Below are 14,695 nucleotides of genomic sequence, written 5' to 3' on the forward strand. Positions count from 1 at the left end.
CGAAAAAAAGCCCGCTGCTGTGAGCGGGCTTAATCCATATCAGGAGGAGACATGGAGGAGACAAGAACCACTATACACAGCGGTCTGACGCGTTGCAACAAGTTTTTAAGGGAAAACCCGCAATGGTGCCAAATTGTCGCAGGTCCCCCATTGTGTGCACGCGGCGCCCTTGAAAGGGGCAGTTTCGCGCTCTCGTCGGCGTGAGGTTAAAGCGCAAAATAGAGGCCGAGCGCCGAACGACAGCGCAAGATCCGGCGCGTGCGCGCGCGGGCGGGCAACTACAGTGGGACCATCGAATTCGCTCTCACCGGGAGTCCTGACATGAACGCCGTCCAGTCCACCGCTTCAGCAATCCTCGACCACGCCGACATCGCCAATATCGCCGACGACGCCGGGCGCTGGGCCGCCATCGCGGCCCGCGACGCCCGCGCCGACGGCCAGTTCTTCTACGGCGTGCGCACCACCGGTGTGTTCTGCCGCCCCTCCTGCGCATCGCGCCTGCCGCGCCGCGAAAACGTCGAATTCTTCGCCGATGCGGATAGCGCCCGCGCCGCCGGCTATCGCGAATGCAAACGCTGCCGTCCCGGCGGCCTGCCGCGCGAACTGGAGATCGTGCGCCGCGCCTGCGCCGCTCTCGACGCCGATCCGCAGGAGCGCCTCACGCTCGCCCAGCTAGGCGAAGCGGTGCATCTGAGCCCGTTCCACCTGCAACGCCTCTTCAAGCGCGTGCTGGGCGTTTCGCCGCGTCAGTATCAGGCGGCCCGGCGAGGCGCGGTGCTGCGCGACGCGCTCGCGCAAGGTGCCGATGTCACGCGCGCCAGCGCCGATGCGGGCTTCAACTCGTCGTCGCGGCTCTACGAGAGCGTCGCGGGCGAACTGGGCATGGCGCCCTCGGCGTTCCGGCGCAAGGGCGCGGGCCTCACGATCCGTTATGCGGGCGCGGCCACGCCGCTTGGGCGCGTGCTCGTTGCAGCGACGGACAAAGGCATCTGCCGCATCGCGTTCGGCGACAACGCACTCGCATTGACCGACAGCCTGCGCGCTGATTTCGAAAACGCCAGCTGCGTCGAGGACGCCGCAGGTCTCGCGCCCTTCGTCGCGCAGATCGACGCCTATCTGCAAGGCCGCAGCGAACGCATCGAACTGCCGCTCGACATCGCCGCGACGGCGTTCCAGCAGCGCGTCTGGGACGCGCTCCAGCGCATTCCGTACGGCGAAACGCGCAGCTACACCGACATCGCCGAAACCGTGGGCTCGCCGCGCGCGGTGCGCGCCGTGGCGAGCGCGTGCGCCTCGAATCCCGTGGCGCTGGCGATTCCCTGTCATCGTGTGGTGCAAAAGGGCGGCTCGCTCGCGGGCTATCGCTGGGGTCTCGCGCGCAAGGCCGCGCTGATCGACGCCGAAGCACGCGCGGGCGAAGTCCACGTGACAATGGAAACCGTGCAACCCAGCACGCGCCTGGAACGGCGCGACCGAACCAGCGACCGAACCAGCAACACGCCGGAGACCACTGCTTGAGCGCTGTCCCGCAAACCGACGAAATCCCCGAACCCGCCGAAGGCGCGAGCGCCACGCTCGAACTGCCGTTTCGCGCGCCCTACGACTGGCCGCGCATGCTGCGCTTCCTGGCGGGCCGCGCGACGCCCGGAGTCGAAGCGGTCGAGGACGGCGCGTGGCTGCGCGCCATCGACTTCAATGGCGCGAGCGGCACGCTCGCCGTGCGTCGCCATGCGCGCAAGCGCTGCCTCGTCGCGCAGATCGACGGACCGGTGAGCCAGCATGCGGCCGCGCTCGCCGCGCCGCTCGGTCGCGTGTTCGACATCCACGCGAATCCGGCGGCAATTGCCGAAGGACTGGGCGCCGATCCCTGGCTCGGACCGCTCGTGGCCGCCGCGCCGGGTCTGCGCGTGCCGGGCGCGTGGTCCGGGTTCGAACTGGTGATCCGCGCGATCGTCGGCCAGCAGGTCAGCGTGAAAGCCGCGACCACGATCGTCGGTCGGCTGGTCGAGCGCGTCGGCAAGCCTATCGAAGGCCACCCGCATGCGCGCACGGCGTGGCGTTTTCCCACGCCTGCGGATCTGGCCGCGGCGGATCTCACCGGCATCGGCATGCCGGGCAAGCGCATCGCCGCCTTGCAGGGTTTCGCGGCCGCCGTGGCGAGCGGCGAAGTCGCTATCGAACGTCAGGACGCCGCCGCCGGGAGCGCCACGCTCGACGCCATGCGCGCGGCGCTGCTGGCGCTGCCGGGCATCGGCCCGTGGACGGTCGAATACGTGGCGATGCGCGCCTGGCGCGACGCCGATGCCTGGCCCGCCACCGATCTCGTGCTGATGCAAACCATCACGGCCCGCGATCCTGCGCTCGTGCGCGCGACGCAACAGCGCGCGCGCACCGACGCCTGGCGTCCGTGGCGAGCCTACGCGGCGATGCATCTCTGGAACGAAATCGCCGATCGTGCAGGGGCGGCGCGCGGCGGCTGACGCGAGCGGCGATGTGTAGCAACACACCGCTGTCCACGTTAGAGCGCCGGCTTCGACAACGTAGCGTCGGCCGCCTGGTCACAGACCGGCTCAAAGCGCGCAAACCCCCGCCAGCATTGGCTTGCGGCGACGTCAATCTGGCCGAAAAGGCAGGCCCGAAGTGGCCTCAAGCAGGTCTTTCGGCGAGATGTTAAAGTGCCCGCTACCGAAAAATTCCCTGCCAGCGGCGCGAACGTGCACGCAACAGCGTGCAAAAGCGACGCCGCCGCCGGCCAGTGCCCGACCTGCCCTCAATGCCAGACACGACCTCTACACGCACGAACGACGTTCTCACGCAGCGCCTTTCCGTGCTGAGCGCCGGGCCGCATCGCGACGCGCTCACGCGCGGTCTGCGCGGCATCGAAAAGGAAAGCCTGCGGGTCACGCGCGACGGCCAGATCGCCATGACGCCGCACTCGGCGGCGTTGGGTTCGGCGCTCACGCATCCGTCGCTCACGACCGACTATTCGGAAGCGTTGATCGAGATCATCACGCCCGCCGAACAGGACGCCTCGATCACGCTAGAGAAGCTCGACGAGCTGCATCGCTACGTCTATAGCGTGCTCGCGCGCGACGGCGAGATGCTCTGGAACGAATCGATGCCGGGCCTCTTGCCTGCCAGCGACGATGGCATTCCCATCGCGCGCTACGGCAGCTCGAATATCGGCAAGCTGAAGTACGTCTACCGCATGGGTCTCGCGCTGCGCTACGGCCGCACCATGCAGTGCATCGCGGGCATCCACTACAACTATTCGCTCAACGAAGAAGTGTGGCGCGTGCTGCATGCACACGATCAATCGACGGCTACGCAAACCGATTACCAGTCCGAACGCTATCTCGCGCTGATCCGCAATTTCCGTCGCACGAGCTGGCTGCTGATGTATCTGTTCGGCGCTTCGCCCGCGCTCGACGCGCGTTTTCTGCGCGGTCGCCTGCACACGCTGCAAAGCCTCGACGCCGACACGCTCTATCTGCCGTACGCAACGAGCCTGCGCATGAGCGACCTCGGCTATTCGAACACGACGGGTCAATCGGCGCTGCACGCCGACTACAACACGCTGCCGGGTTATCTCGACGCGCTTGCGCAGGCCGTGAGCCAGCCGTACCCGCCGTACGAGGCGATCGGCACGCATCGCGACGGCGAGTGGGTGCAGATCAACACCAACATCCTGCAGATCGAAAACGAGTTCTACTCGACCATCCGCCCGAAACGCGTGACCTGGCCCGGCGAGCGGCCGTTGCACGCGCTCGCCGCCCGCGGCGTGCAGTACGTCGAAGTGCGTTGCATGGACATCGACCCGTTCGAGCCCACCGGCATCTCGCTGGAAGCTGCGCGTTTTCTGGACGCCTATCTGCTGGCCTGCGCGCTCGACGACAGCCCGCTGCTGCCCGAAGCCGATTACGCGGAAGCCAACGAGAACTTCGGCCTCGTCACCAAGGAAGGTCGCAAGCCGGGTCTCGCGCTCACGCGCGACGGCCAGCCGGTTGCCATGCAGGATTGGGCGGCGGAACTGTTCGAGAAGATCGAACGCACGGCGGCGGCGCTCGACGCGCTGCACGGCGGCGACGAGCACGCGCGCGCCCTCGCGGCCCAGCGCGCCAAGCTTGCCGATGCGTCGCTCACGCCTTCCGCACGCGTGCTGCAAACGATGCGCGACCAGCAGCAAAGCTTCCTGCAATTTGCGCTCGCGCAAAGCGAACGTCATGCGGCGGATTTTCTCGCGCGCCCGCTCGACGCCCAGACCACGGCGCACTTCGACAAGCTCGCCCGTGAATCGCTCGACGAGCAGGACAAGCTCGAACGCGAAGAAGTGGGCTCGTTCGACGCCTTTGTCGCGGCTTATCGCGCCTATACGCTCAATCGCTTCAGCGTCTGAGCGCGGGTTTTTCCGACGCCGGCTTCAGCGCAGCGGGCATTGCACTTGCGGCAACCATCGCTGCGCTGCGCCTGCTGCGCTTCAATCCCTCGTTCCATCCCTTATAGTCATGCTGGGACTCCAACGAGTCACGCAATCGATGCAATCGACAAAATGGACGGGCCGCGCGGCACGCGCGCCCTTAAAGGGAGGAACCCACGCGATGAAACGAACCCTGCCGATCCTGCTCTGCGCGGCGCTGGCAGCCTGCGCGCCGCGCGGCCAGGTCAACCCCGACGTCATGCAGATCGCCACTGCGCCGCTCACCTGCAGCGACAAGCCGCAGTGCGACATCTGGTGGCAACGCGCCCAGGACTGGGTGCGCGGCCACTCGATGTATGAAGTGCAGACCGTCACCGATTCGCTGATCCAGACTGCCGGCCCCGGCGGCGGCAAACGCGCGCTCGCCTACGAGATCACCAAAACCTCGAACGGCGACGGCACCACCACCATTGGTTTCGCGGCGCATTGCGACAGCTCGATTGGCTGCAAGCCCGATCCGTGGGCGGCGGGTGCGGCGTTCAAGCAGTACGTGCGAACCGGCATCGAACAGTCGATCCCCGGCGGCAACGGCGCAGGCGATACGAGCGACACGGGTGCGGCGCCTCTGCCGGCCTCCGCCGCGGCGCCGACGGCTTCCGCTTCTTCGCCTTGATGCCTGTCTGAGGCATTGTTTGCCGCAGCGCGCCCCGGTCATTCCGGGGCGCTCGCATTATGTCCTGCGATTTCTCTTAAAGTTAAACAATAAACTTAAGAAGCACTCCGAATCGAATCAATTCGATTGAGGATTTAAGCATTTTCTGATTGGGCGATTTGCCGAGGAAACGTATCTTGGCCGTGCTTCGGCGTGCGCCGGACGGTTTCATTCCTCTTCTATCATCCGAATCCAACAATGAAAATGCGACTTCTACCAGTCAGTGTGCTGGGTTTCCTGATCGTCGTCGCCGCTGGTTGCACTACCGCGTCGGGGCCCATGCACAATCTCGACGTCGTGACGCTTGCCAACGGTACGCAAGCCTATCGCGTGCAATGTCAGGGGCTGCTCGAAAGCTCCAAGGCGTGCATGGCGAAGGTCAACGAGATCTGCGGCGACAAGCAACCCATGCGCGTTTCGTCAGTTGATCGCGCCGCCTCGGGCTTCCAGCCCGAAAACGATCCGCGCGAGATCATGTTCGTCTGCCAGGCGCCGCAGCCGGTCGTGCAGCCGCAACCGGCCCCCCCGCCGCCTCCGCCGCCCGTTGTCCAGCAGCCGCGCACGATCACGCTGAATGCGGACGCCAACTTCAAGGTGAACAAGTACGATCTGCTGCAGCCGGGCAAGGAAGCGCTCGACAAGTTCATCGCGGATAGCGACGGCGCGAGTATCGGCACGGTCATCATCGACGGTCATACCGACTCAACGGGTTCGAAGGCGCTGAACGACCGCCTCTCGCTGCAGCGCGCGCAAACCGTGCGCAACTATCTGCAGTCGCATGGCCTGCGCGCCGGCCAGTTCGAAGTGCATGGCTACGGCGCATCGAAGCCTGTTGCGTCGAACGCCACCTCGGAAGGCCGCGCGCAAAACCGCCGCGTCGAAATCCAGACTAACGGCGTAACGGCTCGCTAAGCCCGCGCAAGCGCGCAACGAAGCGTTGTGGGGCCGTCCTCGGGTCGTCAGTGACCCAGAGACGGCCCCGCGCCTTTTCGGGGCTTCGTGATCCAGACCAGCGCTGCCAGCACGAGAAACACCACGCAGGAAATGCGGAAGAAGTCGTTGGTCGCCATCATGTAGCCCTGCGACGTCACCACGTCGTTGATCTTGGCGGTCATGCTTTGACCCGCGTAGCCGATATTCGCCAGTGCGTCCTGATACGCCGTGGTATTCGGCGAATACACGTTCACCGATTCCGTCAGCACCGCATGGTGATAGATCGCATCGTCTTCCCAGAACGTCGTGCTGATGGCCGTGCCAATCGCGCCAGACAGCGTACGCAGGAAGTTCGACAAACCCGACGCGCTAGCCAGACGCTCATCGGAAATACTCGACAGCGTGATGGTCGTCATCGGCACGAAGAAACCTGCTACGCCGATACCCTGCACGAGTCGCGGCAGGATCACCTGACTGAACGGCACGTCGAGCGTGAAGGTGGAATTCCAGATCGACACGAACGCGAACACCAGAAACGCCAGGCTCGCCACCAGGCGCAGATCGAGCCTGTGCATATTGCGTCCGATCAAGGGCGAAAGCACGAGCGCCAGCAGACCAACCGGCGCGGTCGCCAGGCCCGCAATGCCGGCCGTGTAGCCCATCACCGTCTGCAGCCAGAGCGGGAAAATCACCACCGAGCCGAAGAACGCCATAAAGCCGAACGAGATGATCAACGCCCCGAGCGCGAAGTTGCGGTCGCGGAACAGCGAAAGATCGACGACCGGCTCTTTTTCGGTGGCTTCCCACGCCAGCATGAAGGCAAGCGACACCGCCGCGATGATCGCCAGCGCGACGATGAACTTCGAGCTGAACCAGTCGCGGTCCTTGCCCAGGTCCAGCATCATCTGCAGGCACGACACGCCGATCACCAGCAGCGCAAGGCCCACGGCGTCGATGCGCTGCTTCGTGATCTTCGTTTCGCGGCCGCGCAGCAGCAAATACGCGCACACGCCGGAAAAGAGACCAATCGGCACGTTGATGTAGAAGATCCACGGCCAGGTGTAGTTGTCGGTGATGTAGCCGCCCATCACGGGGCCGAAGATCGGCGCGACGATCACCGTCATCGCCCAGAGGCCGAGCGCGAGGCCGCGCTTCTCGGGCGGATAGGAACGCATGAGGATGGTCTGCGAAAGCGGCACCATCGGGCCGGACACGAGACCTTGCACTAGCCGGAACGCGATCAGCGTTTCGAAGTTCGAAGCGAAACCGCAGGCCGCCGACGCAATCGTGAACAGAATCACCGAAAGCGTGAAAAGCCGCACCTCGCCCACGCGGCGCGCGAGCCAGCCCGTGAGCGGCACGGCAATCGCCGAGGCCACCGAATACGAGGAGATGACCCAGGTGCCTTCGCTGTTCGCCACGCCCAGGTTGCCGGAAATGGTCGGCACGGCGACGTTGGCGATCGAGGTGTCTAGCACCTCCATGAACGTGCCGAGCGCGAGACCCACGGTCAGCAGCGCGAGCGTGCCGCCGGTGAGGGGCTTGGGTTCGGCGCTGGCCGGGGCAGAGTCGGGCGCGGCGGTTGAGGCGTCCATCTTCGGGTCCTTATTCAGGATCGTTGGTCGGGTTTTTCTTGTTGCTTGTTGCCTGGCTTGCTTTGACCTGCATGCAGACCGTTGCCATTGCAATGAACACTGAGCGAACGGTCGTGCGTATTTATATGCCAGGGCATTGTCTGCCCAGACAGTTATTTCGATGCAATGCGGCCCTCGTCAATGTGCCATCAGCCCCTAGTGCAGACCAATGGCGAGGAACCCGCGAAATTATTCAGGTGAATCCGTCAGCGCGTGCGCCGTGCTTTCCGTATGACCGCATACTGCCTGCGTCTGCGCATCGTTGGCGATGAAGCGTTGCAGAAGGCTGATGAGCGTCGTGACTTCATCGGCGCTGAAGCCGTGCAATTGCTCGTTCATCACCGAGGCGATCACATCGGGCAATTGCTGCGCTGCGTCGCGTCCAAGCGATGTGAGTTCAAGCTCCACGACGCGACGATCGACATGACTGCGCTGGCGCTCGATAAAGCCCTTTTTCTCCAGCCGATCGAGCATTCGCGTCATCGAGCCGGTGTCGTACGACAGCACCCGCGACATCTCGTTGGGCGTACGGGCGCGCTCGAACCAGAGCAGCATGATGACGCCGATCTGCGACGACGTCAGCCCAAGCGGCGCGACCGCGCGATCCATGCGCGTGGCCAGCACGTTACGGGCAGTCGAAAGGAAATAACCGAGGCTCGGCACGACGCCGACCTTGCCCGGCACATCCGGCACGTAGGGGCCGTCACTCATGGCAAAGACGTTTTCATCCATTACGGAAACACGCGCATTCTAGCCGGTTATTTTTCTGCCTGGGCAGGGAAAAAATATTCGGAATCAAGGTGGCGGGACGGGTGTTCCCGCCAGGACGGTGTTGTCGCCGCGTTCATCGATCTGTCGCTATCGCGGCGTAAAAACAACACAGGAATTGATGCAGCGCAAAGTATGTTGTGATTTGATTGCATAGTCAATATTATTACAGGCAAGCACTTAAACTCATCGGATTCCCGAATTTCTTCTCTGGTCGCGCCATGCTGTACCTCAAAAACGCGCTCGGCGGCATTGGCCGCTCGGTCACCTGCACAGCACGTCATGCCTTCGCGCATGCCGGCGGGGCAGCGCGTTGGCGCAAGATCGGGCTCTATGCGGCCATGTTCGTGCTGCCCGGCGGCTCGATCGCCGTCGTGCTGATGCTGTGGGCTGACCGTCGCCGCTCGCAACGCGGCGCACAAAGCGCAAACATCGCCGCGGACACGCTCCCGGCCACGGCCATCCATCCGACGATCAATCCGGCCGTCGCGGCAAAGACCGCCTGCACGGGCGTCGCCCATAGCGCGCGCGGGCGCGCTCAAGACGCCCTCCATGCACTGCGCCGCTGGCGCGGTAACAACGCGTAATCTCCACCTTACGCGCCGTAACACATCCGTCCCCGTTCCCGGCTTAACCTTTCGGATTGCCCGCGCTGTAATGCGCGTGCGTTACCATTGCCGCACCCGGCGCTGCCGCCCTCGCTGCCGCCCTGTACCGCAGCGCCGACGTCGCCTCATCTCTCGCCAGCCGCATCGACAGGAATTTCCCGCATGTCCCGCCGTCTCGTAGTTCCCGGTCGCCTTTCCGCTTTGCAGCGCCGTCGCGCGCCCACGCTCGCGCTGATCGGCGCGGCGGCCGCACTCGCGTTCCAGTTGAGCGGCTGCGCGGTCGGCCCCGACTATCATCGGCCCGACACGGCAGTGCCCGCGGCATATAAGGAAGCGCCGGAAGGTTTCAAGGTGGCGCAACCGGCCGATACGGCGGATCGCGGCAGCTGGTGGCTCATCTATGACGACGCCCAGCTCAACGGGCTGATGGATCAGCTCGATACGAACAACCAGACCGTCGCCCAGTACGCGGCCGCTTATCGCCAGGCGCGCGCACTGGTCGGCGAGGCGCGCGCAGCGTATTTCCCGGTGGTCAGCGCGTCGTTTTCGGGCACGCGTTCGCGCACGCCTTCGCGCGTATCGAGTTCGAGCAGCAGCTTTTCGAGCGGCGGCGGCAGTATCAGCAACAACGTGAATCTGGGCCTCGACGCCACCTGGGAGCCTGATCTCTGGGGCAAGGTGAGCCGCACCGTGAGCGCCGAGGAAGCGGGCCAGCAGGGCGCCGCCGCCGATCTGGCCAACGCGCGCCTGTCCGCCCAGGCCACGCTTGCGCAGACGTATTTCACGCTGCGCGCGCTCGACGCCCAGCAGAAGCTGCTCGACGACACGGTGGCCGCCTATCAGAAGTCGCTGACGCTCACGCAGAACCAGTACGCCCAGGGCGTGGCGGGCCGCGCGGATGTGGTTCAGGCGCAGACGCAACTGCAATCCGCCCAGGCCGCCGCCATCGATAACGGCGTGGCGCGCGCGCAGGACGAGCACGCGATTGCCGTGCTGGTCGGGCAGCCGGCTTCGTCGTTCGCGATTCCAGCCTCACCGCTCACGGCCACGCCGCCGGTCGTGCCGCTCACGATGCCGTCGGCGCTGCTCGAACGGCGTCCGGATATCGCTTCGGCCGAACGCAAGGCAGCCGCCGCCAACGAGCAGATCGGCGTGGCAATCTCGGCGTTCTTCCCGACGCTCACGCTGTCCGCAAGCGGCGGTTTCGAAAGCTCGGTGTTCTCGCAGTTGTTGCAGATGCCGTCGCGTTTCTGGACGCTCGGGCCTTCGCTGGCCGCCACGGTGTTCGATGCGGGTCTGCGCCGCGCGCAGACCGAAGCCGCGCGCGCCGCCTACGACCAGCAGGTCGCGACCTATCGCCAGACCGTGCTGGCCGCGTTCCAGGACGTCGAGGACAACCTCGCCTCGCAGCGCATCCTCGCGCAGGAGATCGTCGTGCAGCAGCAGGCGGTGGAATCGGCGCAACATGCGCTGCAGATCGTCACGAACGAGTACAAGGCCGGCACGATCGATTATCAGAATGTGCTGTCAGCGCAGACCACGGCGTTCACGGCGCAGCAGAAGCTCGCCAGCATCGCGGGGCAGCGCATGGTGTCGTCGGTGGGGCTGGTAAAGGCGCTCGGCGGCGGCTGGGATACCGCGCAGATGGATCGCGAGAGCGGCAGTGTGGCCGCGCCCGCGTCCGGCGCATCGGGTGCTGCGGCCAGCACGGCCGCCGCAACGAATCAAAACGTTCGGGCGCAATAAGCGTGAACAGCACGACGGCGCAACGCCGTCAGTGCATGAAGGTCAGGGCGACCTGTCCGGGGCCAATCGGCCGTCCCAGCAGATTCAGCAGGCCCGCGAGATTGTCGCGCTGATCGGGCGTGGCGCTCGCGGTGCCGTTGAACATCGCCATGGTGCGCGAAAACGTGCCGTGGCCATCCAGCATCAGCGGTCCTTTCTGCGTGCTCAGATCGAGCGTCGACGACGCGCCCTGCGCCTGCAGCACCGCTTCATACGATCCCAGCGGCTTCACCAGCGACACCCGCGAACTCATATCGCCGAGCGTGACCGTGAGACGCCCGAACGCATCGGTGCCGAACACGCGCCACGGGCTCCACGCGAGGCGCACGTTGCCGTCCAGATCGAGCGTATTGAACGGCGCGCCGAGGCCCGCAAGCAGCGAGGCGGGCACCGCAATCGCGCCCGCCGTGATGGTTGCGCCGCGTGGCGTCGCATCGACGTCGATGGGGTCGGGCATCGCTTCGGTCTGACGCATCTGCAGGCGTACGCGCCCCGTGAACAGCGCCCAGAACGACGCACGCCACTCGATGCGCCCCGGCAGCAGCGTTGCGCCCTGCACATCGTGGCCGGCCGCCAGCATGAGCGTGGCCGAGCCGTGCCAGAGCGAACCCTGCGGATCGACGAGATTGACGTGCCCCTGGGTCGCGCGCGCGAACTGCGGCGCAATCCAAGCGGCGGGCAGACGCACCAGCAGCACCGTGCCCACCGAGAGCACAGCGACCAGCAGCCAGGGCAGCGCGGCGCGCGCGCGCCGCATCCAGTAAGACATACGATCGACCTCTGGCTATATCAGCGCGCGTTCGCGCTTTGCAGCGACGCGGTCAGATCGACCTGACCGTCGGCCTTGAGCGCGGTGATATGCGCTTCGACCACCTGCACCTTGAACTGCTTGCGCACGTCGTCGAGCCAGGCCGTCCAGACCGGAAACGACGCGTTTTTCATCTGCACCTGCGCCGCCGTGCCGATCATCTGCACCTGCGCGCCCGGCATGCCGTGATCGGCCAGCGAAGCCGTCAGCGCATCCTTGAGCGCCTGACCGCCCGGCGCGACGCTCGCCGCCGCGCCCGACAGCGCGCGCGCCTCGTCGGCCTGTGCCGTCATCAGCGACAGCTCACGCTGCAAGGCGGGCAGGCTTTCGCGCAGCTTCGCGCGGCCGTCCGCCGCCGGCTGCCACAGCACCGAATAGCCGATGGCGATGGCCAGCACCGCGCCGCCCCACGTCAGCAGGGTCTTTTCGCGCGCCGTGCGCGCTTCCCAGAAGTTGGTCCACTGCTCCTGCAAGGCCTCGGCGAACGCGCCGCCCGTTGCCGATGTCTTCATGACGCGCTCCTGATGGTCCATTTGCCGCTGCTGCTGTCCTGCGTGCCGGTAAGGCCGTTGCGCGCGAGGCGCTGGGTGAGGCCGCTATCGACGTTGACGCCCGGCTTGAAAGTCACGTCCAGACGCCGGTCGTGATAGTCGAGCGCCGCAATCGCGTTGGCGGGCACCGGCCCAAGCGAGCGCGCGGTGCCGTCGGCGAGTGCGAGGAAGTCGTCGGGCGACGGCTCGCCGGCGGCCACGCGCAGTTGCGAAAGCTGACGCGCCATCTGGCCGGCCGGGTCGAGCACCACGGTGGTCTTGGGGAAGGCGTTGAGCAGCAGTTCCGTCATCTGCGTGTTCATGGCGTCGCGCTGGCGCGAGAGCATCAGCCATTGCACGTTCGCGCCGATGATCGCCACCACCAGCGAGGCGACCACCAGCACGATCGGCACGCGCAGCCGGCGCAGCGTGGCGCGATCGAGCCGCCACGGCTGGGCGGCGAACTCGAACTGGCAGAGATCGAACTTGCAGGCGAGCGCGCGCTTGGCGAGCGCCTCGAAGGAGAGCGGCTGGGCGCCGGGCAGCGCGGCGGCGAGGGTGGCCTTGTCGGCGGCGCTGGTGGGCTCGCCGGGCAGGCCGGTGAGGACGTAGCGGGTCACATCGGCGTCGCCTGCAAGCGCGGCGACCGTAGCGGCGACGCTTGCAGCCGGTACGGCAAAGCCTTCAGCGGCGGCGCCGCGCACGATGGCGAGTTCGAGCAGCGCAGCGGACGTGGCGGGGGCCGCCGCCATGTCGGGCAGCAGCGCGGGCGCAGTCGCCATCACATGGCCGAGCACGCAGGCCGTCACGGCTTCGCGCGGCGCGGCATCGGCTGGCGTTTCAGCCCTTTCGTGCTCGCCTGCGGCCACGGGTTCGACAACCGGTGACGCGACGTTCAGCGCAACCGGCAGGCAGCGCGCCACCGGCACCGCGCGCAGGTTGCGGTGACCCGCACCCGTGAAGCCCTCGACGATAAAGCGGAACCAGCCGCGATCGACCGCCGCCACGGTCTGCCGGCCATCGGGCAGGCGTGCGGGATCGAGCGCGAGATGGCAGGTCTGCGGGTCCTGGATCAGGTGATCCTCGACCACGTTCGGCAGCGCCTGGCGCAGCCGCGGCCCCTTGAGCGGCGGCACGGTGGCCGACACCATCAGCAGGTCGCGCGCGGCGATCAGCAGCACGGTCGCCGACGCTTTCGGCAACAGGCCCAGCGCGGCGCGGCCCGCGCGCTGCGTGTGGCCCGTTTTGTCGAGCAGCACGAAGGGCAGTTCCGGCAACTGCCATTCCTGCGAGTGAACCGCCGGGTCACGGGGCGGCATCAGGACGATCAGCGTGCTCACACGCACCTCTTTTCGATGTTGGACTGGTACGGCTTCATGATTCGCTTCAGGATTCGTCCCAGACGCGCACGATGCGCGTCGTATGGGTGAGAGAGTCGCGCCACACGAGCGTGGTCCGGTCTACGACGGCGCGCTCGTGCTGCACGCGCCCATGCACCAGAAAATAGCTCGTATTGACGTCGCAGAGCGTGGAATCGATGCTCGTCTGCGGCGTGCCCGCGCCGGTCAGCGCCAGTTGCACGTCACTCAGGTTGCGGAAAAACACCGTCTGACGCCGCGACACGAAGGCCTGCGCGCTCGACAGGCTCATACCCTGCACGATCGAGGCGATCACTTCGGCGGGGGCGGTGTTCATGTTGACGGGCGTGGTGGTCGGCAGGATCGTCACGAAGGGCCGCAGCCGCGCGACGATGTCGGGCGTGAAACCGGGCACGTCGAGCAAACCGTCGACGCTCGTCATGAGGATCGGCGCGTTGCCGCTGTCGCCGCCGCCGTCGCTGATGCCGGGATTGTTGGTGAAATTTGCGCCGCCGCCCATGCCGCCGCCGATCTGCTGCGTGGCGGGCGTGCCGCTGGCCGTCACGCCCGCGGACGCGGTCTGGAAACGCGTGACCGAATACGCCAGCCCCGAGCGCAGATAGACCGCTGCATTCTTCGCGAGCTGGCCGTCGATACCGAGCAGTTGCAGCAGGCGCGCGAACGCCTGGATCTGCGTGAGGTTCAGTTGCAGCGCACCGGGCGCGGAAGCCGTCACCAGATTGCGCAGATTGAAGCGCGCCTGGGCGTCCTCGATCGAGCCGGACAGCCAGGTATCGGCGCCCTGTTCGGCGCGCGCTTCGCCGATCTGGCCGAGAAAGTCGGACAGCCGCGTGCGCGCCACCGGCATGCCCCACGCGCCGCCCAGATAGGTGACGCCCGCCGACGTATCGGCTTCCGAGCGCAGGATCAGTCGGGTCCAGTCGAGCGAGGCGCGCGAGATCCACTGCGCCTGGGCGATCAGGCGCTGGTTCTCGATGCGGCGTATCTGCACCTGCTGGCGCCAGAGCATGCCCGAGACAAGAATCGCCGACAGCGCCACCACCATCAGCGCGCTGATGATCGCCGCGCCGCGTTGTTTCGCGGAGCTGGCCCGCATGCGCCGGGAGAATGTCGACAGCATG

Annotated in this window: 13 protein-coding genes; 7 read left to right on the forward strand and 6 right to left on the reverse strand. The window is 66.2% G+C overall.

All coding sequences use genetic code 11. The features are described 5' to 3' along the window. Window positions 1-321: 321 nt before the first annotated feature. The 5 genes from ada (at window position 322) to F3J17_RS21855 (ending at window position 6,041) form a co-directional block, all read left to right on the forward strand. Window positions 322-1,518 carry a bifunctional DNA-binding transcriptional regulator/O6-methylguanine-DNA methyltransferase Ada gene (gene ada / locus F3J17_RS21835; RefSeq protein ID WP_167063566.1) on the forward strand — a complete coding sequence of 399 codons (1,197 nt, stop codon included), beginning with the start codon at window positions 322-324 and terminating at the stop codon, window positions 1,516-1,518. Window positions 1,519-1,541: 23 nt separating this feature from the next. Next, window positions 1,542-2,480 (forward strand): DNA-3-methyladenine glycosylase, encoded by a 939-nt coding sequence (locus F3J17_RS21840; protein WP_345891231.1) that lies wholly within the window; start codon window positions 1,542-1,544, stop codon window positions 2,478-2,480. A 293-nt stretch (window positions 2,481-2,773) separates the two neighbouring features. Then, window positions 2,774-4,396: a glutamate--cysteine ligase gene (gshA, locus tag F3J17_RS21845; protein WP_167063569.1), complete on the forward strand. Its 1,623-nt coding sequence runs from the start codon at window positions 2,774-2,776 to the stop codon at window positions 4,394-4,396. 202 nt (window positions 4,397-4,598) lie between these two features. Next, complete coding sequence (locus F3J17_RS21850; RefSeq protein ID WP_167063572.1) at window positions 4,599-5,090, forward strand: hypothetical protein; 492 nt, start codon at window positions 4,599-4,601, stop codon at window positions 5,088-5,090. 318 nt (window positions 5,091-5,408) lie between these two features. Then, window positions 5,409-6,041 (forward strand): OmpA family protein, encoded by a 633-nt coding sequence (locus tag F3J17_RS21855; RefSeq protein WP_240161107.1) that lies wholly within the window; start codon window positions 5,409-5,411, stop codon window positions 6,039-6,041. A gap of 47 nt (window positions 6,042-6,088) precedes the next feature. On the opposite strand, the gene F3J17_RS21860 is transcribed toward F3J17_RS21855, so the two are convergent. Next, window positions 6,089-7,657, reverse strand: coding sequence for a DHA2 family efflux MFS transporter permease subunit (locus F3J17_RS21860; protein WP_167063578.1), 1,569 nt, complete (start codon window positions 7,655-7,657; stop codon window positions 6,089-6,091). Between the two features lie 228 nt (window positions 7,658-7,885). Continuing rightward, window positions 7,886-8,407: a MarR family transcriptional regulator gene (locus tag F3J17_RS21865; RefSeq protein ID WP_167063581.1), complete on the reverse strand. Its 522-nt coding sequence runs from the start codon at window positions 8,405-8,407 to the stop codon at window positions 7,886-7,888. A gap of 278 nt (window positions 8,408-8,685) precedes the next feature. On the opposite strand from F3J17_RS21865, the gene F3J17_RS21870 reads away from it, so the two are divergent. Further along, window positions 8,686-9,051 (forward strand): hypothetical protein, encoded by a 366-nt coding sequence (locus tag F3J17_RS21870; RefSeq protein WP_167063584.1) that lies wholly within the window; start codon window positions 8,686-8,688, stop codon window positions 9,049-9,051. Between the two features lie 183 nt (window positions 9,052-9,234). Further along, a complete protein-coding gene (locus F3J17_RS21875; RefSeq protein ID WP_167063587.1) occupies window positions 9,235-10,818 on the forward strand; it encodes an efflux transporter outer membrane subunit in 1,584 nt (527 codons plus the stop codon). Window positions 10,819-10,846: 28 nt separating this feature from the next. Here the strand turns inward: F3J17_RS21875 and F3J17_RS21880 are convergent, their stop codons facing one another. The 4 genes from F3J17_RS21880 to gspK are packed head-to-tail and all read right to left on the reverse strand — an operon-like array spanning window position 10,847 to window position 14,694. Continuing rightward, complete coding sequence (locus F3J17_RS21880) at window positions 10,847-11,626, reverse strand: type II secretion system protein N (RefSeq protein ID WP_167063590.1); 780 nt, start codon at window positions 11,624-11,626, stop codon at window positions 10,847-10,849. 20 nt (window positions 11,627-11,646) lie between these two features. Beyond that, the gene (locus tag F3J17_RS21885) at window positions 11,647-12,177 is read right to left on the reverse strand and encodes a type II secretion system protein M (RefSeq protein WP_240161108.1); all 531 of its coding nucleotides are present in this window, start codon (window positions 12,175-12,177) and stop codon (window positions 11,647-11,649) included. After that, window positions 12,174-13,535: a type II secretion system protein GspL gene (gene gspL / locus F3J17_RS21890; RefSeq protein WP_167063596.1), complete on the reverse strand. Its 1,362-nt coding sequence runs from the start codon at window positions 13,533-13,535 to the stop codon at window positions 12,174-12,176. Before gspL ends, F3J17_RS21885 begins: the two co-directional genes overlap by 4 nt. 46 nt (window positions 13,536-13,581) lie before the next feature. After that, entirely contained in the window at window positions 13,582-14,694 is a 1,113-nt protein-coding gene (gene gspK, locus F3J17_RS21895; protein WP_240161109.1) for a type II secretion system minor pseudopilin GspK, read from the reverse strand. Window position 14,695 lies beyond the last annotated feature (1 nt).

The sequence above is a fragment of the Burkholderia sp. Ax-1719 genome, assembly GCF_011753055.1.
GTDB lineage: Bacteria > Pseudomonadota > Gammaproteobacteria > Burkholderiales > Burkholderiaceae > Paraburkholderia.

Excerpts from the sequence above, each read along its gene's own strand:
- F3J17_RS21865 (WP_167063581.1), bottom strand. The coding sequence starts at position 8,407 with ATGAGTGACGGCCCCTACGTGCCGGATGTGCCGGGCAAGGTCGGCGTC.
- F3J17_RS21885 (WP_240161108.1), bottom strand. The coding sequence starts at position 12,177 with ATGAAGACATCGGCAACGGGCGGCGCGTTCGCCGAGGCCTTGCAGGAG.
- F3J17_RS21875 (WP_167063587.1), top strand. The coding sequence starts at position 9,235 with ATGTCCCGCCGTCTCGTAGTTCCCGGTCGCCTTTCCGCTTTGCAGCGC.
- F3J17_RS21880 (WP_167063590.1), bottom strand. The coding sequence starts at position 11,626 with ATGTCTTACTGGATGCGGCGCGCGCGCGCCGCGCTGCCCTGGCTGCTG.
- ada (WP_167063566.1), top strand. The coding sequence starts at position 322 with ATGAACGCCGTCCAGTCCACCGCTTCAGCAATCCTCGACCACGCCGAC.
- gspK (WP_240161109.1), bottom strand. The coding sequence starts at position 14,694 with ATGCTGTCGACATTCTCCCGGCGCATGCGGGCCAGCTCCGCGAAACAA.
- F3J17_RS21870 (WP_167063584.1), top strand. The coding sequence starts at position 8,686 with ATGCTGTACCTCAAAAACGCGCTCGGCGGCATTGGCCGCTCGGTCACC.
- gshA (WP_167063569.1), top strand. The coding sequence starts at position 2,774 with ATGCCAGACACGACCTCTACACGCACGAACGACGTTCTCACGCAGCGC.
- F3J17_RS21855 (WP_240161107.1), top strand. The coding sequence starts at position 5,409 with ATGCACAATCTCGACGTCGTGACGCTTGCCAACGGTACGCAAGCCTAT.
- F3J17_RS21860 (WP_167063578.1), bottom strand. The coding sequence starts at position 7,657 with ATGGACGCCTCAACCGCCGCGCCCGACTCTGCCCCGGCCAGCGCCGAA.
- F3J17_RS21850 (WP_167063572.1), top strand. The coding sequence starts at position 4,599 with ATGAAACGAACCCTGCCGATCCTGCTCTGCGCGGCGCTGGCAGCCTGC.